This is a genomic window from Stenotrophomonas bentonitica, assembly GCF_013185915.1.
GTDB lineage: Bacteria > Pseudomonadota > Gammaproteobacteria > Xanthomonadales > Xanthomonadaceae > Stenotrophomonas > Stenotrophomonas bentonitica.
Window position 1 is genome coordinate 213,217 of the sequence record NZ_JAAZUH010000001.1, and the last position, 21,976, is coordinate 235,192.

The 21,976-nt window shown below is 67.0% G+C and carries 19 protein-coding genes; 15 read left to right on the forward strand and 4 right to left on the reverse strand.

Translation table 11 applies throughout. The features are described 5' to 3' along the window. Positions 1-53 precede the first annotated feature (53 nt). The 5 genes from HGB51_RS00935 to HGB51_RS00955 all read left to right on the forward strand — a co-directional run bounded on the left by HGB51_RS00935 (position 54) and on the right by HGB51_RS00955 (position 4,909). Positions 54-2,012: a DUF3857 domain-containing transglutaminase family protein gene (locus HGB51_RS00935; RefSeq protein ID WP_171966703.1), complete on the forward strand. Its 1,959-nt coding sequence runs from the start codon at positions 54-56 to the stop codon at positions 2,010-2,012. 64 nt (positions 2,013-2,076) lie between these two features. Beyond that, positions 2,077-2,715 carry an outer membrane lipoprotein periplasmic chaperone LolA gene (gene lolA, locus HGB51_RS00940; protein WP_070207992.1) on the forward strand — a complete coding sequence of 213 codons (639 nt, stop codon included), beginning with the start codon at positions 2,077-2,079 and terminating at the stop codon, positions 2,713-2,715. Positions 2,716-2,793: 78 nt separating this feature from the next. Further along, entirely contained in the window at positions 2,794-4,095 is a 1,302-nt protein-coding gene (locus HGB51_RS00945; protein ID WP_171966704.1) for a replication-associated recombination protein A, read from the forward strand. Beyond that, complete coding sequence (gene crcB, locus HGB51_RS00950; protein WP_070207990.1) at positions 4,095-4,499, forward strand: fluoride efflux transporter CrcB; 405 nt, start codon at positions 4,095-4,097, stop codon at positions 4,497-4,499. Before HGB51_RS00945 ends, crcB begins: the two co-directional genes overlap by 1 nt. A gap of 137 nt (positions 4,500-4,636) precedes the next feature. Continuing rightward, complete coding sequence (locus tag HGB51_RS00955) at positions 4,637-4,909, forward strand: hypothetical protein (protein WP_070207989.1); 273 nt, start codon at positions 4,637-4,639, stop codon at positions 4,907-4,909. On the opposite strand, the gene HGB51_RS00960 is transcribed toward HGB51_RS00955, so the two are convergent. The 4 genes from HGB51_RS00960 to HGB51_RS00975 all read right to left on the reverse strand — a co-directional run bounded on the left by HGB51_RS00960 (position 4,854) and on the right by HGB51_RS00975 (position 9,916). Further along, positions 4,854-7,205 carry an ATP-binding protein gene (locus tag HGB51_RS00960; protein ID WP_141739137.1) on the reverse strand — a complete coding sequence of 784 codons (2,352 nt, stop codon included), beginning with the start codon at positions 7,203-7,205 and terminating at the stop codon, positions 4,854-4,856. The two genes, HGB51_RS00955 and HGB51_RS00960, sit on opposite strands and share 56 nt — an antisense overlap. Further along, positions 7,202-7,828 (reverse strand): response regulator, encoded by a 627-nt coding sequence (locus tag HGB51_RS00965; protein WP_070207987.1) that lies wholly within the window; start codon positions 7,826-7,828, stop codon positions 7,202-7,204. The genes HGB51_RS00960 and HGB51_RS00965 overlap by 4 nt, the downstream gene beginning before the upstream one ends. A gap of 186 nt (positions 7,829-8,014) precedes the next feature. Next, a complete protein-coding gene (locus HGB51_RS00970; RefSeq protein WP_070207986.1) occupies positions 8,015-8,896 on the reverse strand; it encodes a LysR substrate-binding domain-containing protein in 882 nt (293 codons plus the stop codon). Positions 8,897-8,935: 39 nt separating this feature from the next. Next, positions 8,936-9,916, reverse strand: coding sequence for a helix-turn-helix transcriptional regulator (locus tag HGB51_RS00975; protein WP_070207985.1), 981 nt, complete (start codon positions 9,914-9,916; stop codon positions 8,936-8,938). Between the two features lie 120 nt (positions 9,917-10,036). On the opposite strand from HGB51_RS00975, the gene HGB51_RS00980 reads away from it, so the two are divergent. The 10 genes from HGB51_RS00980 to HGB51_RS01025 all read left to right on the forward strand — a co-directional run bounded on the left by HGB51_RS00980 (position 10,037) and on the right by HGB51_RS01025 (position 21,952). Next, positions 10,037-10,642, forward strand: a complete 606-nt coding sequence (locus tag HGB51_RS00980; RefSeq protein ID WP_070207984.1) for a glutathione S-transferase family protein — start codon at positions 10,037-10,039, stop codon at positions 10,640-10,642. A gap of 102 nt (positions 10,643-10,744) precedes the next feature. Beyond that, entirely contained in the window at positions 10,745-12,193 is a 1,449-nt protein-coding gene (locus HGB51_RS00985) for an amidohydrolase family protein (RefSeq protein WP_070207983.1), read from the forward strand. Between the two features lie 337 nt (positions 12,194-12,530). Continuing rightward, on the forward strand, positions 12,531-13,289 hold the full coding sequence (locus HGB51_RS00990; RefSeq protein WP_216666701.1) for a CS1 fimbrial subunit B flags: Precursor: 759 nt from the start codon (positions 12,531-12,533) through the stop codon (positions 13,287-13,289). A gap of 68 nt (positions 13,290-13,357) precedes the next feature. Continuing rightward, entirely contained in the window at positions 13,358-13,858 is a 501-nt protein-coding gene (locus tag HGB51_RS00995; RefSeq protein ID WP_070207982.1) for a CS1 type fimbrial major subunit, read from the forward strand. 59 nt (positions 13,859-13,917) lie between these two features. After that, positions 13,918-16,461: a TcfC E-set like domain-containing protein gene (locus tag HGB51_RS01000; protein ID WP_070207981.1), complete on the forward strand. Its 2,544-nt coding sequence runs from the start codon at positions 13,918-13,920 to the stop codon at positions 16,459-16,461. After that, positions 16,458-17,693, forward strand: a complete 1,236-nt coding sequence (locus HGB51_RS01005) for a hypothetical protein (RefSeq protein WP_070207980.1) — start codon at positions 16,458-16,460, stop codon at positions 17,691-17,693. The genes HGB51_RS01000 and HGB51_RS01005 overlap by 4 nt, the downstream gene beginning before the upstream one ends. A gap of 527 nt (positions 17,694-18,220) precedes the next feature. Further along, entirely contained in the window at positions 18,221-18,994 is a 774-nt protein-coding gene (locus tag HGB51_RS01010; RefSeq protein WP_141739136.1) for a hypothetical protein, read from the forward strand. Positions 18,995-19,174: 180 nt separating this feature from the next. Beyond that, positions 19,175-19,333 (forward strand): hypothetical protein, encoded by a 159-nt coding sequence (locus HGB51_RS01015; protein ID WP_171966705.1) that lies wholly within the window; start codon positions 19,175-19,177, stop codon positions 19,331-19,333. Positions 19,334-19,539: 206 nt separating this feature from the next. Then, positions 19,540-20,484 (forward strand): alpha/beta hydrolase, encoded by a 945-nt coding sequence (locus tag HGB51_RS01020; protein ID WP_084738962.1) that lies wholly within the window; start codon positions 19,540-19,542, stop codon positions 20,482-20,484. A gap of 85 nt (positions 20,485-20,569) precedes the next feature. Beyond that, complete coding sequence (locus tag HGB51_RS01025) at positions 20,570-21,952, forward strand: YncE family protein (RefSeq protein WP_070207999.1); 1,383 nt, start codon at positions 20,570-20,572, stop codon at positions 21,950-21,952. Positions 21,953-21,976 lie beyond the last annotated feature (24 nt).

Sequence of the window (21,976 nt, forward strand, 5' to 3'; positions counted from 1 at the left end):
CAACACCCCGGTAGAGCCACGCCCTGCGTGGCTGCGCACTCAAAGGACCCGCAATGAACGGCATGGCATGGAAGATGGTCGGCGCACTGGCGTTGGTCCCATTACAGGTCCTGGCGCAGGCCGCCGCCCAGGCGCCCACCCCCGTGCCCGCCATCGCCCCCACCTCCGCCCCGGCGTCCAACGACACCCAGGCCAGCAACAATTTCAGCTTCGTCGCCTACCGCGCCGACTACGAAGTCCGCGCCGACGCCAGCAACGTGCAGACCGAGTCGTACGACATCCTGCTCAAGACCAAGGCGGCGGTGGAGCAGTTCAGCCAGGTGCGGCTGAGCTACAGCGAGAAGATGGAAACGCTGGAGGTGCTCTCGGCCTACACGCTCACCGCCGACGGCCAGCGCCGCGACGTGCCGGCCGACCGCATCTACACCCAGGAAAGCTATTCCAGCGCCGCGGCGGCGATGTACGCCGACCGCAAGGTGAAGGTGGTGGTGTTTCCCAACCTCGCCCCCGGCACGCGGGTGGTCTACCAGACCCGGCGCACCCAGAACGTGCCGTATTTCCCGGGCTACTTCAGCCTGTGGGAAACCTTCAACGTGTTCCAGCAGTACGACGACGCGCAGGTGACGCTGACCGCACCGGCGTCGTTGCCGATGTACGTGCAGCAGCGCGGCGTGCAGGGCAGCCAGGCGCCGACCGTGCGCAACGGCCAGGCCCGCTGGACCTGGAAATACCGCCGCAGCGAACCGATGCCGGTGCAGAACTGGACCGCGCAGCCGTGGGAGTTCAGCCCGACCATCATGGCCAGCACCTACCGCGACTGGGCGCAGGTGGCCAGCGCCTACCAGCTCAAGGGCGGTGAGGCGGCCAAGGTGACCCCGGGCATCCAGGCGCTGGCCGACGAGGTCACCCGTGGCATTACTGATCGTCGCGAGCAGGCCGCCGCGTTGTACCGCTGGGTCTCGCAGAACATCCGCTACGTGGCGGTGTACCTGGGCAACGGCGGGCTGGAGCCGAACCCGGCGCAGAGCATCCTCGACAACCACTACGGCGACTGCAAGGACCACGTGGTGATCCTGGAAGCGCTGCTGGCCGCGCGCGAAATCGACAGCACCCCGGTGCTGATCGGCGCCGGCGGCGGGCCGACCCTGCCGGCGATTCCGATGCTGGGCCGGTTCAACCACGCCATCACCTACGTACCCGAGTTCGACCTGTACCTGGATTCCACCAGCGCGTACGCGCGCTTCGGCCAGCTGCCCGACGCCGACCTGGGCGCACCGGTGCTGCATACCCGCCAGGCCACCGTGGCGCGCACCCCGGACAACGATGCCGCGCGCAACGGTTCCGGCTTCGAGGTGACCTTCGAGTTCTCGCCCGGTGGCGACGTGCAGGGCCGCACCGTGCAGCAGCCGCGCGAAGTGAGCGAGATCGGCATGCGCGGCGCGTTCGCGCGGCTCAACGCGCAGAACCGGGCGCGGGTGGAGGAGTCGATCATGGCCTCGTCCGGCTTCGACGGCAGCGGCACTTTGACCCTGCTGGGCGACCCGCAGGACCTGACCCGTCCGTTCAACTACCGCTACGACTTCCACGCCACCGACTACGTGGACTTCGGCGTGGTCGGCGGCATGGTGCTGCCGGACCCGCCCGGCGGCGAGTCGTTCCGCGACATCTACACCACCACCTCGGCGCCCGACAACGCGACCCCGTTCTACTGCAACGACAGCCTGCGCGAAGAGACCTACCGGCTGCAGTACCCGGCCGGGGTGCCGATCGTGGCGATGCCGCGCGACCTGGACTTCCACAACGCCGCCGGTGAGTACCAGCTGCAGTGGCGTCGCGAAGGGCAGGCCATCGTGGCCCGGCACCGCCTGCACCAGCGGGCGGTGCGTGGCGCGGACGCGCTGTGCCAGCCGGGCGACTATGCTGCGTTCCGCGAGCTGTACCAGCAGGTGCGGCGCGGTTTCCGCGGCCAGGTCGTGTACGGTGACCTCCGCACCGTGCAGTCGGTGCCCTGATCCCCCATTCAGGATGCTCCGGGCACACTGCCGGACATCCTCCAAATCTTGCCTGGATACCTGCATGAACAGCACCTTCCGCCGCTCCCTCGTCGCCGCCACGCTGCTGGTTGCCAGCGTCGGCTCGGCTACCGCCTGGGCCGGTGCCCGCGATGAACTGAACAAGTTCACCAAGGATCTGAAAGGCCTGACCGGGGACTTCAGCCAGCAGGTGATCGACAGCAAGGGCAAGGTCAAGGAATCCACCAGCGGCACCCTGGCGCTGTCGGCGCCGCGCCAGTTCCGTTGGGAGTACCTCAAGCCGCACGAGCAGCTGATCGTGGCCGACGGCAAGAACGTGTGGGTGTACGAGAAGGACCTGGAGCAGGCGACCAAGCGTGCGCAGGGTGCCGAAGAGCAGAACAGCCCGCTGACCGCGCTGATCAATCCCAAGCTGCTGGACCAGCAGTACGACGTGAGCGAGGAAGCGGCGCCGCGCGATGGCCTGCAATGGCTGTCGCTGAGCCCGAAGCGCGAGACCGAGACCTCGTTCCAGTACGCCGCGCTGGGCTTCAACGCCCAGGGCCTGGCGCGCATGGAAGTGACCGATGCGGTCAACCAGCGCACGGTGATCAACTTCAGCGGCTGGAAGCGCAATCCGGCGTTCAAGCCGGGCACCTTCACCTTCACGCCGCCGAAGGGCACCGACGTCATCGGGAATTGATCGCCATACAATAGCGGCGTGGCCAGACTCCGAACGACATCCCCAGGCCCCGATCTGCTGAGCGTGGATCGGGACAACATGCGCCCGCTTGCCGAGCGGATGCGCCCGCAGACCCTTGATGAAATGGTCGGGCAGAAGCGCCTGCTCGCGCCGGGCAGTGCGCTGCGCCGCGCGGTCGAGTCCGGGCACGTGCACTCGATGATCCTGTGGGGGCCGCCTGGTTGCGGCAAGACCACGCTGTCGCTGCTGCTGGCCCACTACGCCGATGCCGAGTTCCGTGCGATCTCGGCGGTGCTGTCGGGCCTGCCCGAAGTGCGCGTGGTGCTGGCCGAAGCGGCGCAGCGCTTCGCCGAAGGCCGGCGCACGGTGCTGTTCGTCGACGAAGTGCACCGCTTCAACAAGGCCCAGCAGGACGCGTTCCTGCCGCATATCGAGCGCGGCACCATCGTGTTCGTCGGCGCCACCACCGAAAATCCCTCGTTCGAACTGAACTCCGCGCTGCTCTCGCGCTGCCGCGTGCACGTGCTGGAAGCGGTGTCGCCGGCCGACATCGTCGAAGCACTGGAGCGGGCGCTGCACGACAGCGAACGCGGCTTGGGCAGCGAAGCGCTGCAGGTCACGCCCGAGGCGCTGCTGGAAATCGCAACCGCCGCCGATGGCGATGTGCGGCGTGGCCTGACCCTGCTGGAGATCGCGGCCGAACTGGCCGGCGGCGAAGGCGGGCGGATCAGCCCGGAGATGCTGGTCCAGGTGCTGGCCGACCGCACCCGTCGCTTCGACAAGGGCGGCGAGCAGTTCTACGACCAGATCTCGGCCCTGCACAAGTCGGTGCGCAGCTCCAATCCCGACGCGGCGCTGTACTGGCTCACGCGCATGCTGGATGGCGGTTGCGACCCCTCCTATCTGGCCCGGCGGCTGACCCGGATGGCGATCGAGGACATCGGCCTGGCCGATCCGCGCGCGCAGTCGATGGCGCTGGAGGCCTGGGACATCTACGAGCGGCTGGGCAGCCCGGAAGGCGAACTGGCATTCGCGCAGCTGGTGCTTTACCTGGCCAGCACCGCCAAGTCGAACGCCGGCTATGCGGCCTTCAACCTGGCAAAGAAGGAAGTCCGCGAGACCGGCACCCAGGAGGTGCCGCTGCACCTGCGCAATGCGCCGACCAAGCTGATGAAAGAGCTGGGATACGGTGCGACCTACCAGTACGATCACGACGCCGACGGCGGCATCGCGCTGGACCAGACCGGGTTCCCGGATGCCATGGGCGAGCGCGTGTACTACCAGCCGGTGGCGCGCGGGCTGGAAATCAAACTCAAGGAAAAGCTGGACCGCCTGCGCGCCGAGCGCGAGCAGGCCCGGGCACGCAAGGGGCAGGGTTGATGGGCGGATTCGGAACGTGGTGGCAGCAGCTCGGGCTGGTGATGATCGGCGGGGCGTTGGGCTCCGCGCTGCGTTTCGTGATCGGCGATGCGATGTGGCGGCAGTTCGGCAGCAGCTTTCCGTGGGGCACGCTCACCGCGAACCTGGTGGGTGCGTTCGCGATCGGCTACGTCGCGGTGTGGCTGCAGACCCGGGGCAGTGCGGCGGTGTATTGGCGGGCGTTTGCGGTGGTCGGGATCATCGGTGGGCTGACCACGTTTTCTTCGATGATGCTGGAAGCGGTGCTGCTGGTGCGGGGTGGGAAGGGGTGGGTGATGCCTACCTATATCGGGATCAGTCTGGTGGCTGGATTTGCCCTGGTGTGGTTGGGGGGCCGGTTGGCCGAGGCGTCTGTCGCGCGGTGATGGGATCCTGCGGAGCCAGGCAGGGCCTGGCTCTACCGGCGGAGGCACGTGATGTTCAAATTCGGCGGTTTTTGCTGGATTTCCGTGCTTTATCACGATATTGTTTCGCCCCCGTTCGTGCCGCCACCGCCCCTGTCATGCGTGATGAAGAAGATCCCGGCACCCTGGAACTGATGCTGCCGCGCAAGCGCGGGCGTCCGCCCACGTTCGGCTACGCGATGACCGATGCGCAGCGTGCGGCGCGCTACCGTGCGCGCCGGGCCGGGCAGGCCGACCACGCCGATGTGCGCACCTGCAGCGACATGGTGCTGCTGGACAAGATCCGTGCCTCGATCACCGCCAAGGACGCCGAACTCACGGGGTTCCTGGTGCACGTGCTGTGGCAGCGCTATCCGCTGCAGTTGAAGTAAGCGCGGCACGCACCAGTTCGGCCACGGCCGGGCGCAGGTAGCCCAGCAGCCGCTCGGCGTCGACCCAGCCGGTGGCATCGTCCAGGTCCAGTTCGTGCAGGTCGTCGGCAATGGACGCCAGAGCCGACTGCCCGAGCATGCGCAGCACCCCGGACAGGCGGTGCGCGTGGTGGCGAAAGCGCTTGTCGGCCTGCTGGCGCAGGGCATCGTTCAGGCCCATCAGCTCGTCCTGCAGCGACTGCAGGAACCTGTCCCAGAAGGACTCGGTAGGCAGCGTCGTGGTCGTGTGCAGGTCGCCCACCGCCTGCGCATCGCCCAGCTGCAGCACCTCCAACAATCGGGCCACCTCCAGCGGTTTGCACAGCACCGCGTCCATGCCACAGCTGCGGCAGCGCTCCTCGTGCCCGGCCGAGTCGTTGGCCGAGACCGCCACCAGCACCGCCGGGATGCGCGCATGGCAGCGTTCAAGGTCGCGCAGCTGCGCCGCCAGCTCGTAGCCACTCATGTCGTCCAGCACGCAGTCCAGCAGCACGATCCCGCACGGTTCGGTGGCCTGGCTGCGCAGCGCGCTGGCGCCGTCGCCGCAGGCGATCACCGAGGCGCCCAGCACTTCGAGCTGGCGGGCTACCACGGTGCGGTTGAGCGCGTGGTCCTCGACCAGCAACAGGGTGCGCCCGGCCAGCGGCTGCGCGCTCGTGCCCTGGCCGCCGCCTTCGACCACCGCCGGCAACCGCACCTCGAAGCAGCTGCCTTCGCCCGGCGCGCTGTACAGCCGCAGCTGGCCGCCCATGCCGCGCACCAGGTCCCGGCAGATCGACAGCCCGAGACCGGCGCCGCCCAGTTCGCGTGAGTGGCGGGCATGCGCCTGCGAAAACGGCTTGAACACGGCCTCGTGCTGGTTGGCCGGAATGCCGATGCCAGTGTCGCGCACCGCCAGGGTCAGCTGCACGCTGTCGTCGCGCGCCTGCAGCGCCAGGGTGACTTCCACTTCACCCACCTCGGTGAACTTCACCGCATTGCCGAGCAGGTTGCTGAGCACCTGGCGCAGCGCATCGCCATCGATCCAGATGCGCGGCAGCGGCTCGGTGTGCTGCAGCAGCACCAGAGTGAGCGCCTTGGCGTCGGCCGCCGGGCGAGCCACGGCCATGCACTCGCGGGCCAGCTGGCGCAGGTCCTGCCAGCCGGGGATGGGCAGGTACTCGCCACTGGCCACGCGCTCGTAGTCCAGTGCATGGCCCAGCAGGTGGCGCAGGCTGACCCCGGCCGAGCGCGCGGCGTTGACCAGCTGGCGTTGGCCGTGGTCCAGCGCCGACTGGTGCAGCAGGTCGACCGAGGTCACCAGGGCCTGCGCGGCATTGCGCACCTCATGGCTCATGGTGGCGAGGAAGCGCGCCTGCTGGCGCTCGCTGCGTCGTGCCGATTGCCGCGCCCGGTACATCCACCCGCCGCCGCCCAGCAGCAGCACCACGGTCAGGCCCATCGCCAGCAGCTCCCACTGGAAGTGCCGGGACATCACCTGCAGCGACGGCCCGCTCAGGTAGGTCGCCTTGGTCCAGCGCTGCATCAGCAGGGCATGCTCATGCGGGCTGATGGAGCGCATCGCCTGGTGGATCTGGTCGAGCATCGGGCGGTCGCGATGCCGCACCACCAGGTGCAGGGTGCCCGGCAGGCTGGACGGACCCCCATGCAGCAGCAGGCTGTCGCCGAACTCGCGGCGCACCGCCGGACGCATCGCCACGTCCAGCTCCATCGCCACATCCACCACGCCGGCTTCCACGGCGGCCAGCGTTTCGCGCAGGGTGGGCAGGCCGACCACCTGCAGGTGCGGGTGGTAGGCGGCCAGCCATTCGGAGAGACGGCTGCCCCGTATCACCGCCACCCGGCGCAGGTGCGCGAACTCGGGTGGTTGCGCGTGGATGTGGCGGCTGGCGAGCAGGGTCTGGCCCCGGTAGTACGCGGGCGATGCGGCCAGCGCCGTGCAGGGTGCATTGTCCAGCGGGCCCAGCAGCAGCATCAGGTCGGCACGTCCATCGCAGATCGCCTGCAATGCGGCGGTGGTCGACTCCACCGGCTGCTCCTGGAAGCGCATGCCGGTCTGCTCCGAGACCAGTTGCGCGTAGCCACTGATCAGGTTGGCGTCGCGCATGGCGCGGTTGTCGGCGGCCAGCAGCCGGTGCTGGGTGGGGTCGGTGGCCACCCGCACCAGGCGCGGTTCCGGCTGCGCGAAGGCCACCGGCAACAGGGCAACGGCCAGCACCCCGGCCAGGGTGCCGGCGGCCATGCGGTTGGCGCTCACCACACCGCCAGCTGGTGGCGCAGGGTGAACAGGTCGCGGTCGGTGCGCAGGCCGAGTTTGCGGAAGGCCGCATGCTTCTGGGTGCTGATGGTCTTGATGCTGCGGTGGCGCTGCTGCGCGATGTCGGTGACGGTCATGCCGCTCAGGCACAGCTGCAGCACTTCGCGCTCCGCCTGGGAGAGCCGGTGCTCGGCGTGCTCGTCGCGGTAGTTGACCGGCACATGGTCATGGCCGGCGGCCACCCGGAGGATCGCCCGGGCCAGCTCATCCAGCGTTTCGCCCTTGGAGATCACGCCCGCCGCACCGGCCGCCAGCGTGTTGGAGATCATCACGTGATGCACGTTGGCCGAGAACATCAGCACCCGCACCCGGGGAAAGCGGCGCCGCAGCATGCGCAGCAGTTCCATGCCCTGCAGGTCGCCTTCGGCCAGCGTGTAATCGACTATCGCCACGTCGACCAGATGATGCAGCAGCGTGGTGACCAGGGCACGCGTGCCCGCATGGTTGCCGACCACGTGGAAGCGCGGGTCCTGGGAGAGATGGACGTAACTGCCTTGGCGTACCACGTCGTGATCATCGAGCAGGGCGATGTTCACCACGCTGGGTAGCAGGGGTCCGTACACGGGGCCGGGATAGCGTCGAGACAATGGAGGCACGCAATCGTGGGATTTGCGCCATTCTTACTGCTTCACCGTGCTGGGTAGATACTCTGATGTCAGATTAGGACTACTCCTATGCCCGGTACGAGAGCTGCGTCACTTTCTGCGCGCATCCGAACGCACCATTCCGAATCCTGCAGCGAAATGTGATCAGCGGCGCTCGCGGTCGAGCAGGCGCGCGAACTGTGACGCCAGTTCCACCACCAGCGCATCGGCGGTGGGGCGGTGCAGCATCGCGATCTCGATGCTGTCGATCGGTGTCAGTCCCTGCTTCGCAGTGAGCACGCGATGCTCACGGGTCACTGCGCGCGCCGGCAGCAGGCTGATGCCCATGCCGTCGGCCACCGCACCCTGGATGCCACCGAGGCTGGAACTGGTGAAGCCGATCCGCCAGCGCCGGCCCAGGCCTTCCACCGCCGCGATCAGCTCGTCGCGGTACAGCCCGCGCGGTGGAAAGGTCACCAGCGGAATCGGATCGAGGGTGATGCAGGGGCTGCGCGCACTGTCCACCCAGCGCATCGGTTCGGCCCAGCACGCCATGGCCTGGCGGCTGTTGCGGCGCTGCTTGACCAGCACCAGGTCCAGTTCGCCGTGGTCGTACGCCGCAGCAAGGTCGCGACTGAGCCCGCTGGTGACTTCCAGCTTCACCTGCGGGTGGCGGCGGGTGAAGCGACCGAGCAGGGCGGTGGTGCGCGGGTTGACGAAGTCCTCCGGCACGCCCAGTCGCACCGTTACCGCCACCGTGGCGCCGGCCAAGGCTTCGCCCATCTGGTCGTTCAGCGCCAGCATCTGGCGGGCGATGCCCAGCAACGAATGGCCGGCATCGGTGGGGTGTACGTCGCGGTTGCCGCGCACCAGCAGCGGGTGGCCGGCCAGCTGTTCCAGGCGTCGGATCTTCTGGCTGACCGTGGACTGGGTGGAATGCAGGCGTGCGGCGGCGGTGGTGAAGCTGCCACAGTCGGCGACCATGACCATCGCGCGCAGCAGGTCGAGCTCGAACAGGGTGCGATGCGACGTGGCATTGGCGGGCATGGTGCTATCCAGAAAACGAATGCAGAGGGTGCAGCATAGTCACTCTGCAACTACCGCGCTGGCGCGGGCCAGGCTGCGCGCCACCCGTGCGCCGGCGTCGCGCATCATCACGTGCAGGGCGGGTGGGCCCAGCACCTCGAACTCCAGTTCCAGTGCGAGCAACCAGTACACCACCGCGCCCTGCGGGTGCGCACCGCAGCGTAGCAGGCAGCGCTGCGCATCCAGTGCTTCGAGCACGCCGGCCGACCCGGGCATGCGTTCGCGCACGGTCTCGATGGGCGCGTGCAGGATCACCCGTGCTTCGTCGCCGTGCGGGCCCATCGTCAACGACTGGCTGACAAAGGCGCGCAGGTCGCCGTTGGCCGGGGAGGGACGTGGGCGGAAGTGCACGCCTACGTCGGGCGTACTGGTCATGCGGTCGATGCGGAAGGTGCGCCAGTCGTTCCGCGTGGTATCCCACGCCACCAGGTACCAGCGCCGCTCGGCGTGCACCACGCCCTGCGGTTCCACCTGGCGGTGGCTGGGCTGGCCCTGGCGGTCGGCGTAGTCGAAGCGCAGCTGCAGTTGATCGCGGCAGGCGCCAGCCAGCGTCGCCAGCAGGCGCGCGTCCACCAGCGGCCCGCTCTGGTCGATCGGCAGGATCGCAGTGCGCAGCGCATCCAGGCGGCGGCGCAGGCGCGCCGGCATCACCTGTTCCATCTTCACCAGCGCGGTGATCGCGGTTTGTTCGATGCCGCTGATGGTGCCGCTCACCGCCATGCGCAGGGCGAGCGCAGCAGCCAATGCCTCCTCATCGTCGAGGAGCAACGGCGGCAACGCGCGCCCGGCGCGAAACGCGTAGCCGCCGGCGACGCCGCTGCTGGCCTGGATCGGGTAGCCCAGTTCGCGCAGGCGTTCGATATCGCGCCGCAGCGTGCGCGGGTGCACGCCGATGTCGGTGGCCAGCGTGTTGCCGGGCCAGTGCGGCCGGGATTGCAGCAGCGCCAGCAGGCGCAACAGACGGGCAGAGGTCGTAAGCATGGCGGCAGGGTCGCGCCTGTCGAGGACAGGATCTGTCCGCAATGGTGGCTAGCCTGTGTCCACGGTGCAAGGCCCCCCGGCAACGCACCTTTCTCCCCTGACACCTACAAGGAGTACTGCATGTCCCTCGTCTTCTATTGGCACCCGATGTCCAGCGCCACCCCGGTGGCGTGCGCGCTGGCCGAACTGGGCGTGGCCCACGACCGGGTGCGGATCGACATCCGCAACGGTGAGCAGCGCACCCCGGAGTACCTGGCGATCAACCCCAACGGCAAGGTGCCGTGCCTGGTGGTGGACGGCACGCCGATCTTCGAAGGGCTGGCCATCCACCTGTGGCTGGGCGACCGCTTCGGCGTGGCGCGTGGGCTGTGGCCGGCGGCCGACACCCCGGAGCGCCTGCAGGCGCTGTCGTGGTGCGCCTGGGCCTATGTGACCTTTGCGGCGGTCATCAACCGGATGTTCCTGGCCAGCGGCGACGGTCCGCTGCGCGACGCCACCCAGGCCGCTGCGGCGGGCGAGGCGGCGCAGCAGCTGCTGGCACTGCTGGAAGATCGCCTCTCCACCCAGGCCTGGATGGTGGGCGATGCCTACTCGCTGGTGGACCTGGTGGTGGCGCAGGTGGTGGGTTATGGCACGTATGTGGGTGCCAGCGTGGTGGCGTACCCGACGGTGGCGGCGTGGCTGGCCACGGTGCAGACGCGACCGGCGATGCAGGGCGAGGTCTGAGCGGCATTCGGATATCGAATGTGCGGCATGCTGAAATTTAACTGGTGAATGGGGGCCGCCGCGCCGTATGGTGCGGTGGTCCTTCCGCTACTGCGTCCTCACATGAATTCCATCGTGCTGCCTGCATTCCCGCTGCTGCTTGCGCTTGCCCCTTCCGCCTTGGCGGCCGAACGGGCCGACCTGATCATCCGCCATGCCACCGTGGTCGATATAGAACACGCCACCACCGTGGCCGACCAGGCGGTGGTGGTGCGTGGCGACGATATCGTGGCGGTCGGCGACGACCGCGCCATCGCCAAGGCGTGGACCGCAGCGCGGAAGATCGACGGCAAGGGCCGCTACCTGATTCCCGGCTTGTGGGACATGCACGTGCACTTCGGTGGCGGTCCCGAACTGATCGAAGAGAACAAGGCGCTGCTGCCGCTGTACATCGCGCATGGCATCACCACCATCCGCGACTGCTCCGGCGACCTGCCGGAGCAGGTGCTGCAGTGGCGTGGGCAGATTGCAGACGGCAGCCTGGAAGGCCCGCAGCTGTTCAGCTCCGGCGCCAAGATCGAAGGCATCAAGCCGGTCTGGAAGGGCACCATTGAAGTGGGCAGCCAGGCCGACCTGGATGCGGCCTTCGTCAAGCTCAAGCGCGACCGGGTCGACTTCGTGAAGATCACTGACAGCACCCTGACTCCGCCGCTGTTCCTGGAGGCGGTACGCGGTGCGCGCGCCAATGGGCTGCGTGCCTCGGGCCACATCCCGATGGCGCTGACCGTGCAGCAGGCGGTGGACGCGGGCATCAGTTCCATCGAGCACCTGGACTACGCGTACAAGGCGGGGGTCAAGGATGAAGCGGCCATCGCTGCCGACTTCGCCGCCAAACGGATCGACCGCGCCGAAGCCAACCGCCGCCTGGATGCCGGCTTCGACCATGACACCGCAATGGCCGCGTATCGCGGATTCGTGGCCAAGGGCGTGTATGTCACCCCGACCCTCAATGGCGGGCGCATCCTGGACTTCCTGGACCAGGACAACCACGCCAACGACCCGTACCTCGCCTACATCGGTCCCAAGCTGCAGGCCACCTACCAGTGGCGCGTGGAGCGTGCGGCCAAGGCCAGCCCGGAACAGATCGCGCAGCGCCACCAGCAGTACCACCAGGTCGCGGCGGTGCTGCCGATGCTGCAGGAAGCGGGCGTGACCGTGATGGCGGGTACCGATGCGGGCTTCCTCAATTCGTTCAACTACCCGGGCATCGGCCTGCACGACGAGCTCAGCCTGTTCGTCAAGGAAGGCCTGACCCCGGCGCAGGCGCTGTCCTCGGCGACCCGCGCCGGTCCGTCCTGGTTCGGCACGCTGGACCGTTACGGTGGCATCGCGCAGGGCAAGGCGGCGGATCTGGTACTGCTGGACGCCAACCCGCTGCAGGACATCCAGGCCACCCGTGCCATCAATACGGTGGTGGTGCGTGGCCACGTCTACGACCGCAAGGCGCTGGATGCGCTGCTGGCGCAGACGCGTGAGAAGGTTGCGCAGTGGCAGCAGGCGGCGAAGCAGTAACGCCCTTCACACCCTACTAATAAGAGAGAAACAAAACGCCCCGCATCTGCGGGGCGTTTTCGTTTGCGCGCGTATACAACAAATTGCAGTGGCGCATTGATGAAAATTGAATGTGCCGCACCGCAGCAGAATTTTACGCTGCGCACCTGTTCATCGCGGATGTGCATCCGGGCTTCGGAAAAACCAAAAACCATCGACGTTTGCAACTTGTTGCAGTGCTACTTGAAAAAAGTTGCATGGGGCGACAGGCGGCTGACGCCTACGCTGCGCACTCGATTGAAGGCAGTTATGACAACCGGCCTTCGCATTCACCCCGTTAATCACAGGAGCATCTTCGATGAAGCGTCTGATGACCGCGCTGGCGGTAGCAATGACCGTGGCGATGTCGGCATCGCCTCATTCGGCCCAGGCCGCCGCACCCAACATCCATGTGGGCGCGATGTACGAGTACGCCGAGCCGGGCAAGGGCGCGCTGCTGAAGCGTGTGCGCAACACCGGCGATGCCACCGCCTTCGTGCGCGTGCAGATCAGCGAAGTGCGCTACGCCGTGGACGGCAGCCACCAGGAGATCCCGGTCGACACAGCAGCCGGCGCCCAGGCCGGGCTGGTCGCCAGCCCGTCGCGGATGATCGTGCCGGCGCAGGGCCAGCAGGCCACCCGCCTGCTGGTGCAGGGTGACCGCAGCACCGAGCGCTACTACCGCGTGCGCTTCGTACCGGTGCTGCCGCAGTCCGAAGACGAGTTCGCCCTCACCGACGCGCAGCGCGACGACTACCGCAAGGAGCTCTCGGCCGGCGTGAACGTGCTGACCGGCTACGGCGTGTTCGTGATCGTGCACCCGGACCAGGCCCGCTACGACGTGCAGACCGAAACCACCGGCGAACACGTGCAGCTGCGCAATGCCGGCAACACCACGGTGCTGCTGGACGACGTGCGCCAGTGCAGCGCGGCCGACAAGACCGCCAAGTGCTCGCCCACTCGCAAGATCCACCTGCTCCCGGAGCGCACCGAGCGCTTCACCCGCAGTGCCGAGCACGTGCACCGCTTCCAGATCGTTGAGGGGGACACCCGCAAGGATGTCCTGCTCAGCCCCTAGGTTCCGCCCGGAACCGCCGTCCCGTCGCCGGACTCCAGGCGACACCTTCCCTTTGGAGATGTAAAGCAATGAACCTCAAGACCACCATCCTGGCCGCCGCGGCTGCCCTGATCCTGACCCCGGCCGCTGCCATGGCCGCCACCGAACAGTTCCCGATCCAGGTGACTGTTGAAGCCACCGTTCCGTCGGCCAACGGCCTGCAGATCTCGCCGGTTGGCGACTGGGCCGGCCAGACCCAGCAGATGCGCTGGAACATCGCGACCCAGAGCCTGGCCCCGATCCAGCAGCAGGTCGACATGAAGAGCGGCCTGGGTGCCATCAACGCCTACCTGACCACCGAAGCCATGCTGACCAGCGCCGGCAACGCCATCGACCTTGCGGTCAATGTCGCCGGCCAGGAACTGCAGGTCGGTGCCGGCAACGCCGTTGAAGTGGCCACCTCGACCGAAGCCGCTGCCAGCAAGCGTGCGCAGGTTGCCATCACCGCCGCTCCGGCGACCGGCGACGGCTACGTGCACGGCACCTACCAGGGCAACGTTTTCATGATGTTCGAAAGCGGCACCCCGTAAGCGTTTCTGTTGTTACCCGAGGGGCGCTCCCGCGCCCCTCTTTTTCCTGAGGAATGTCCATGTCGCGCCTGCTTCCGATCGCCACCGCCGTGATGCTCTACTGCAGCAGTGCTGCAGCATCCGCTGCGCCTGCCGCTCTGGAGAGCCTGACCCTGCTCGACCAGGCAGGGGGCCTGCCCGACGACTTCCGCGACCACTTCTTCGACGTGCCCCTGGTGGTACGCGTGGAACGCGATGGCCAGTTCCTGGGCGACGCCCGGGCGCTGCTGACCCGCGAAAATACCTTGTCGCTGCTGGAGTTCACCGACAGCGACGACAGTACCGAGCCGGCCACCGAGCGTGCCCGCTGGCTGCAGGTGCTGGCCACGCCGCGTCCGCTCGGCGCGTGCGCCCAGTTCTGCGACGCCGGCCTGGACCGCCTGCATTACAGCCTTGAAAGTTCGCTGCTGTCCATTGCCACCGAAAGCGGCGGCCGCGCCGCGAACGACGTGCGCCACCATGCGCTGCCCGAAGGCGGCAGTCGCGGCCTGATCCTGCGCCACCAGCTCAACGCCTATGCAGGCGAGGGCATGGATGCGTCCGGCCGCTATGCGCTGGACCTGCAGGGCAGCCTGGGGCAGTGGACCCTGGCCGGCAATTACCAGGTCGACCGGAGCGGTGATCTGGACGGACAACTGCGCCACTCGGTCCAGAGCCTGTACGCCCAGCGCGAGTTCCGCGACAACTTCCTGCGTGCAGGTTACTTCCTGCCCAACTTCCAGGGCGTCACCCGGCAGCCGCGCGCAGCCGGCTCGGTCAACCACACCACCGTGGGCGTGATGGCGGGATCCTCTGACAGCCTGGCCATCGACGCACGCGCACCCAGCCTGTACCCGGTGTACGTGACCGCCAACCGCGAGGGCACCGTGGAGGTGTTCCGCGACGGCAGCCTGATCCTGACCCAGCCGCTGCAGCCGGGCCTGCAGGAGCTGGACACGCGGCGCCTCCCCGGTGGCATCTACGAAGTGGAATTGCGGGTCATTGAAGATGGCCGCGAGAGCTCGCGCGAAACCACCGTGATCCACAAGCCCGGCAACTGGCGCGACCCCAGCCGCCGTTGGCGCTACAGCGCCTTCGCCGGCGTGCAGCACACCCTGCTGGACAGCATTGACGACCCGAACGCGGGCGCGTTTGCGGCGGGCGGCATCATCAACTACCTGGCCCACCCGCGTGCGGTGGTCGGGCTGTCCGCGCAGCACCTGGACGGCGCGAATGCGTTCGCCGGTTCGGTGGACTGGCAGATCAGCGACAGCGCGAACCTGTTCACCAATGCCTACACCAGCGACCAGGGGCGCGGCGTCGACCTGCAGGGGCTGTGGCGCTATCGCCATGGCACCGTGATCGTCTCGCATAACCGGACCTGGCAGGAGCGCCGTCGCCCGTGGGACGAGGGCTACGCACCGTACCCGCCCGATACCGAGCTGACGGAAACCCGCTCCGGCTGGCTGCAGACCAGCGCGCTGAGCGTGAATCACCGCCTGGGCGACAGCAGCCATGTGGCCGCGCGCGTGTCGCATAACCGTGGCGTCAGCGACGGCGTCGGCGTGGACCTGTCGTTCAGCCGTCGCCAGACCCTGTTCGGCAGCGACGCCACCTGGCGCGCCTCGGTGTTCGACCGTCCGGCCAACAGCAGCAGTGGCATGCGCCGCAATCGCGGCGTGGACTTCACGCTCAACATCGCGCTTGGCGACGACGGCCGCCGTTACACCGGCAGCCTGGGTAGTCGCACCGCCACCGATGGCGGGCGCAGCCTGTATGCCAGCGCCGGCGCCCAGCAGAGCTTCGAGGAAGGCCTGCTGCGCAGCGTGGGCGGCCAGGCTACCGCCGACAGCGACGGCCTGGGCCTGAGCGGCACCGCGCTGTTCGAGCATCCTGCACTCCGCGGCGACGTACACGCCCAGCGTTCTTCGCTGGGCGGCCAGCTGAGTGGCGGCGTGAACCTGGAAAGCACCATGGCCATCGGCGGTGGCAAGCTCGCGATTGCCGGTGCGGCTCAGGTTGGCAGCACCAGCACCGGCATGATCGTGGACGTGAGTTCCGAGCTGCCGGACGTGGAGCTGCGTGCGCACAACAGCCGGGGCGGGTCCTATACCCTTCACCCGGGCCGCAACTTCCTTCCGGTCACTGCCTACCGAACCGGTTCGCTGCAGATCGACTTCCACGGACGTGCCGCACCGGCGGCGACCATCCAGCCGGCCAGCCTGGACTACCACCTCAACAAGGGTGGGGTGTCCTACGGCAAGGTCGAGGTGCTCAATACGTTCACCGTGATGGGCCACCTGAAGGACGCTAACGGCAAGCCGCTGGCTGGGGCCCATGTGATCAACCATGCCGGACGCAGCGTGGCGGAAGCCGACGGCTTCTTCGCGCTGGAAATGAGCGCCCGCGCGCCGAGCATGGAAGTGCGCCATCCCACCGTGACCGGTTGCAGCTTCCAGCTCGACGGCACCACCACCCGCCCTGAGGGCGATACCTGGATGGCAGGCGTGCTGCAGTGCCCGTCGTCCAGCCTGACCACGGCGCAGTCTGAAACGACGGCGTCGGCTGCTGGAGCAATGCCATGATCCGCGATTTCTTCTCGACCTGTCTGCAGCGTCGCTTGCGGCAGGGCTTGTGCGCATTTGCGTTGATCGCGGGCGTGGGTAGTGCGCACGGCGCCGACATCCATATCAGCGCTGAGTTCAAGCCTGACATCAGCGATCCGGACAAGCGTGAGTTCACCAACACCACGCCGTGGTCGGGGGTGTGTAACAGCGGGCACCTGCAGAGCTGCATCAACAATGAATGGTGGAGCATCGATACCAAGATCCGCGGCACCAAAGACGCTATCGCCCAAGCCAACTATGGTCGAAACGGCTTCTTTATTGGCATGCCGGCACCAAGGGTGGTGCAGGTTACTTCCGACGATGGCGCGCACACCTTTGACCTAAGATTGAACATCATTGGCGCAGCAATGCGCCTGACCGACCTGGAGCAGGATGGGCCGCCCGAGCCTGGGCCGGTTGCACCCCGCAACTGCGACTTGGGTTTGAAGAACGCTGGTGCAGGCAACTACAGTGTCATGAGGATGTTCTTGCGTCGGGACGGCGGGGAAGGGGTTGCCGAGTGCGCGCTGCAGTACATGCAGACAAACAACTACGCAATGCAGGAGTTTGACTTCACCTACAAGCTGATTACGCCTGCCCCGCTTGGAATGCCCAGTGGGATCTACACGGGAACGACCACATACCGAATCGGCGGGACAGGTGAGGGTGCTGACTTCGATCTGGGTAATGGCGTCACGCTCGAGGACAACATCATCAATGTGCATTTCTCGCTCACCGTGCAGCATGCATTCCAGCTCGACCTTCCCCCGGGCAGCGATCGCGCAGTGCTGATGCCCCGAGGCGGGTGGACGCAGTGGAGTGATTACGGAATCGTGCCGAAGTCACTGGAACGCGAAGTGCCTTTCAGCGTAAGCAGCTCTGGGCAGTTCGAAGTGTCGCTGCAGTGTCAGCATCCGACGGCTGACGGGCGATGCGCCATAAGGAACATGACGGACACGGCGCACGAAGTCCCGCTGGATATTCGCCTGACCATGCCTGGATTCCGTGATGCGGCATCTGGCCTTGATGCTGTGGACATGTCGCTGACCACCACGATGGTGCCCCCGGTGTTCACCGCCGATACGTTCATCATTCGCCGCCCATCAAAGCTGCACTTTGGCGTTCACGGTGAGGCGGTGAGCGAAATGCTGGACAACCCGGGCAGTCACTACCGGGGGGATGTAACCGTGATCTTCGACGCAGCGCCGTAACACCCGTCCCGGCGACGGGGCGACATGTAGTTATCGTACCTCTTGAAGGAGTAAGTGCCATTTCTACTGTAACCCTTGCGACCCCGCAGCCCAGCCGGTGGCGCGCGGCAGCGCTACCGCTGGTTCTCCTGCTTTTCACGGCTGCCGCTGCCCATGCGGCCGACATCTACATCAGCGCCGAGTTCAAGCCGGATATCAATGACCCGGACAAACGTGCCTTCACCAACACCACGCCATGGTCGGGCGTATGTGCCGATACCCACCTGCAGAGCTGCATCCGCAACAATTGGTGGAGCATCGATACCAAGATCCGTGGCACCAAGGACGGCATCAAGGAAGCCAACTATGGTCCGAACGGCTTCTACATCGGCATGCCAACTTCCCGGACGGTGGCAGTTACCTCAGATGACGGCGCCCACACATTCGAGCTGGGCTTCAACATCATCGGCGCGGCGATGCGGCTGTGGGATCGGGAGGGCGATGGACCGGCCCAGCCGGCGTCCACGGGTGGCCCGAACAACTGCTCGTTGGGCCTGACCAACAACCAAGCCGGCAACCACAGTGCCATGCGGATGTTCCTGCGCCGGGATGGGGGCGAGGGTGCGATTGCCTGCGCATTGCACTGGCTGGCCACCAACAACTACCGGATGAGCGAGTTCGATTTCACTTACAAGCTCACCACGCCGCAGCCGCTGGGTATGCGGAGTGGGGTGTATCGGGGCGTGACCACTTATCGAATCGGCGGCACTGGCGAGGGCGCGGACTTCGACCTTGGCAATGGGGTGGTGCTGGAGGACAACATCGTCAATGTCCACTTCGAACTGACCGTCGAACATGCGTTCCAGCTGGATCTTCCGCCGGGCAGCGAGCGCGCGGTGCTGGCGCCCAAGGGTGGCTGGACGCAGTGGAGCGATCATGGCATCGCGCCGAAATCGCTGGAGCGCGAGGTGCCCTTCAGCCTCAGCAGCTCTGGGCAGTTCGAGGTGTCGCTGCAGTGCCAGCATCCGTTAAGCGATGGGCGGTGTGCCATTCGAAACGTGACCGAGGCTGCAGAGGAAGTGCCGCTGGAGATCCAGCTGACGCTGCCTGGATTCCACGATTCGACTACGGGCGTGGATGTGGTGGGCATGCCACTGACCACGACGATGGTGCCGCCGGTGTTGGCGGCCGATGTCTTCATCGTCCGGCGGCCGTCGAACCTGCGCTTTGCGGTGAACGGCGATGCGGTGCGCAGCATGCTGGATCATGCCGGCAGCCACTATCGCGGTGACGTCACGGTGATCTTCGACGCAAGCCCGTAGCAGCACCGCGTCATGCGCATGCGACAACAGCGTGACGGTGCCGACGGCTGCGCTGAACTGTTTACCGAGATGCGCGATACGTCTACGGCCAGAGGGCTTTCGCGCACGTCGTGGTAACGCGGAAATCCCTACGGTGGGGTCACCGGCCTCACTTCGATGTCGGGCACTCGGAGACACGACATGGGTAACCAGCAGAATCCGCAGCAGGGCCAGCAGAACCAGCAGGGTCAGCAGAACCAGCAGAACCAGAAGGATCCGCAGCGCCAGGGCCAGCAGCAGCAACAGCAGGACCAGAAGCGCGAGCGCAACCAGCAGGGCGGCCAGGACGAAGAAGAATAAGGTCCTGCCCCAACGGAATAACCCGAAGTCCGGCCCTAGGGCCGGACTTTTTGTTTGAGGGGCCGGATTTAGCAAGTGATACCCATTCGCATTTGCGGTACACTGGGGCGATCGCCTTGCCCTGAGTCGTGCCTGCCGTGCTTTCCAGCCTGATCTCTTCTTTTTCTCCCTGGTTGCGCAACGTGGGCGCGGTAGCAGTGCTGGGCATGGTGGCGGCCGCACCGGTTGCAGCCCAGCAGCGCAACCCGCTGCAGAAGGTGGGCGAGACCGTTCTGGACCAGCCCGCGCAGAGCTACCGTTTCGAACGTTTCGTCGTCGAAAGCGGCGAGCCCGCGCGGAAGTGGCGGGTCAATCTTGGCGTGCCGACCAAAGCGGCCACAGCGCCGTCGCCGGTGCTGTACATGTTGGACGGCAATGCCGCCGCCATGGTTTTCGACCAGGCGCTGTTGAGCGACCTCGCCGCACATGCCGCGCCGGTACTGGTGTTCATCGGTTACGACAACGACCTGCGCATCGACTCGGCCGCACGCACGCTGGACTACACCGCGTGGGTGGACACCGCCGACGATGAGAACGGCACCCTGCAGTCCAGTGGCGGTGGCGCGAAGGCGTTCCTTGAAGTGATCCAGCAGAAGATCAAGCCCGAGGTGGAACGCCGCGCGCGCGTGGACACCGCGCAACAATCGCTCTGGGGCCATTCGCTGGGCGGGCTGTTCGTGCTCAGCACGCTGTATACGCAGCCGACCGCCTTCCAGAATTACGTGAGCGCCAGCCCGTCGCTGTGGTGGAGCCAGGGCGCGCCGCAGGGCGCGATGGAGCAGGCGTTCTTTGCCAAGCCCGAACCGGCCAATGTTTGGCTGATGCTGGGCGGCGACGAGCGCACCGGCAACCGCGGCGTGCGCGACATGAACAATCCACGCGTGGTGGCCCATCTGCGCCGTATTGCCGGGGCCACCCCGGATGCCGCGCACGCGCTGAGCGACCGCCTGGCCAAGGTGCCGGGCGTGCAGGTCACCTACCGCGAGTTCCCCGGGCTTGGCCATGGGCCGATGCTGCCGGCCTCGCTGAAGGCGACGCTGGCAGCGCTGTATGGCGCCGCAGATCGCAGTGACCCTGCACCGGCAGGCGCTGCCGATGCCGCCGCCGAGTGACATTTCTTTCCCTTACCCAGGCGGCAACGCCAAGGCAACCCTTGTGACACGCGCCGCTGGCGCGCCCCTACAGAAGGAGTCTGCTATGTCCCGTTTCGTTTCCCTGCCACGTGTCGCCGGCCTGGCCCTGGCGTTGTCGCTGGTCACCGGCGCGGTGTCGGCCGAGCCGGTGTTCGACGCGCCGGCCAATGGTTTCCGTGGCCAGGTCAGTGCCCGCAATGAAAACGTGGTGCCGGGCAGCACCGCTGAGGTCACCGGCCGTGCGTTCGTGCCGGGCCAGCAGGTGACGCTGTTGCGCGGTGCCACCGTGCTCAACGACACGCCGTACGTGGTCGACGCGCAGGGCAACTTCAAGGCCAGCGTGCAGGTGCCGGCCGATGCGGTGCCGGGCCAGCAGCCGCTGGTGGTGCGTGCCAGCAACCCGGCCGCTGCGGCGGTGGTGGCGCTGCGGGTTTCGCCGCATCTGCCGCTGAGCGGGCAGCAGGCGTTCCAGCAGACCTCGGGCAAGCTGGTCCAGGGTCTGTACCAGAGCGCTTACAGCGCCGGTAGCAATGCCCTGTTCGTGACCTCAGCGGTGGGCCGCCCGCCGGTCACCCAGTCGCAGCTGCTGAAGGTGGACCCGAAGACCCTGAAGGTGGTCAAGGCGATCACCCCGGCGCAGGTGCCCGACGCCAAGGGCGGCAGCGTGTTCGCCGTGTATGGCGTGGGCGTGGATGATGCCAACGGCAACGTGTGGGTGAGCAACACCCGCCAGGACACGGTGGCGGTGTACCGCCAGTCGGACCTGTCGCTGGTGCACCAGTTCCCGGTCGGCGCGGTGCCGCATGCGCGGGACGTGGTGGTGGATGCCAAGCGCGGCAAGGTGTTCGCCTCGGCGGCCGGTGAGGATCATTTGTCGGTGTTCGACGCGAAGACCCTGAAGCCGCTCGAACCGATCACTCTGGCCTCGGGCGTGGATGATGAGAAATTCGTGCCGATGAGCCTGGTGCTGGATGAAGCCAGCGGCAAGCTGTTCACCGTGAGCATCGGTACGCCGGAAGCGGCGGTGATCGATGTGGCCAGCGGCAAGGTCGACAAGGTGATCGACCTGGGCAACGCGATCAGCGCCTCGGGCGTGGCCTTCGACGCGAAGCAGAACCGCCTGTACGTGGCCTCGCAGGGCACCGACAACCTGCTGATCGTGGACGTGGCCAGCGGCAAGGTGCTGCACGACGTGCCGGTGGGCGCCGGTGCGCTGAACGTGGCGTTCGAGCCCGTTTCCGGCCTGGCCTACGTGACCAATCGCGGCGCCGGTACGGTGACCGTGGTAAACGGCGACGGTAAGGTGGTCGGCAATCTGGATGGCGGCACCTTCCCCAACCACGTGCGCGAGGACGGCAAGGGCAACGTGTTCGCGGTCAACAAGTCGCGCGGTGCCGAAGATCCCAAGGGCGACCGCATCACCCGCATCACCCCGGCCAAGCGTTGATGACCCGCGTGCAGGGCTGCGGTC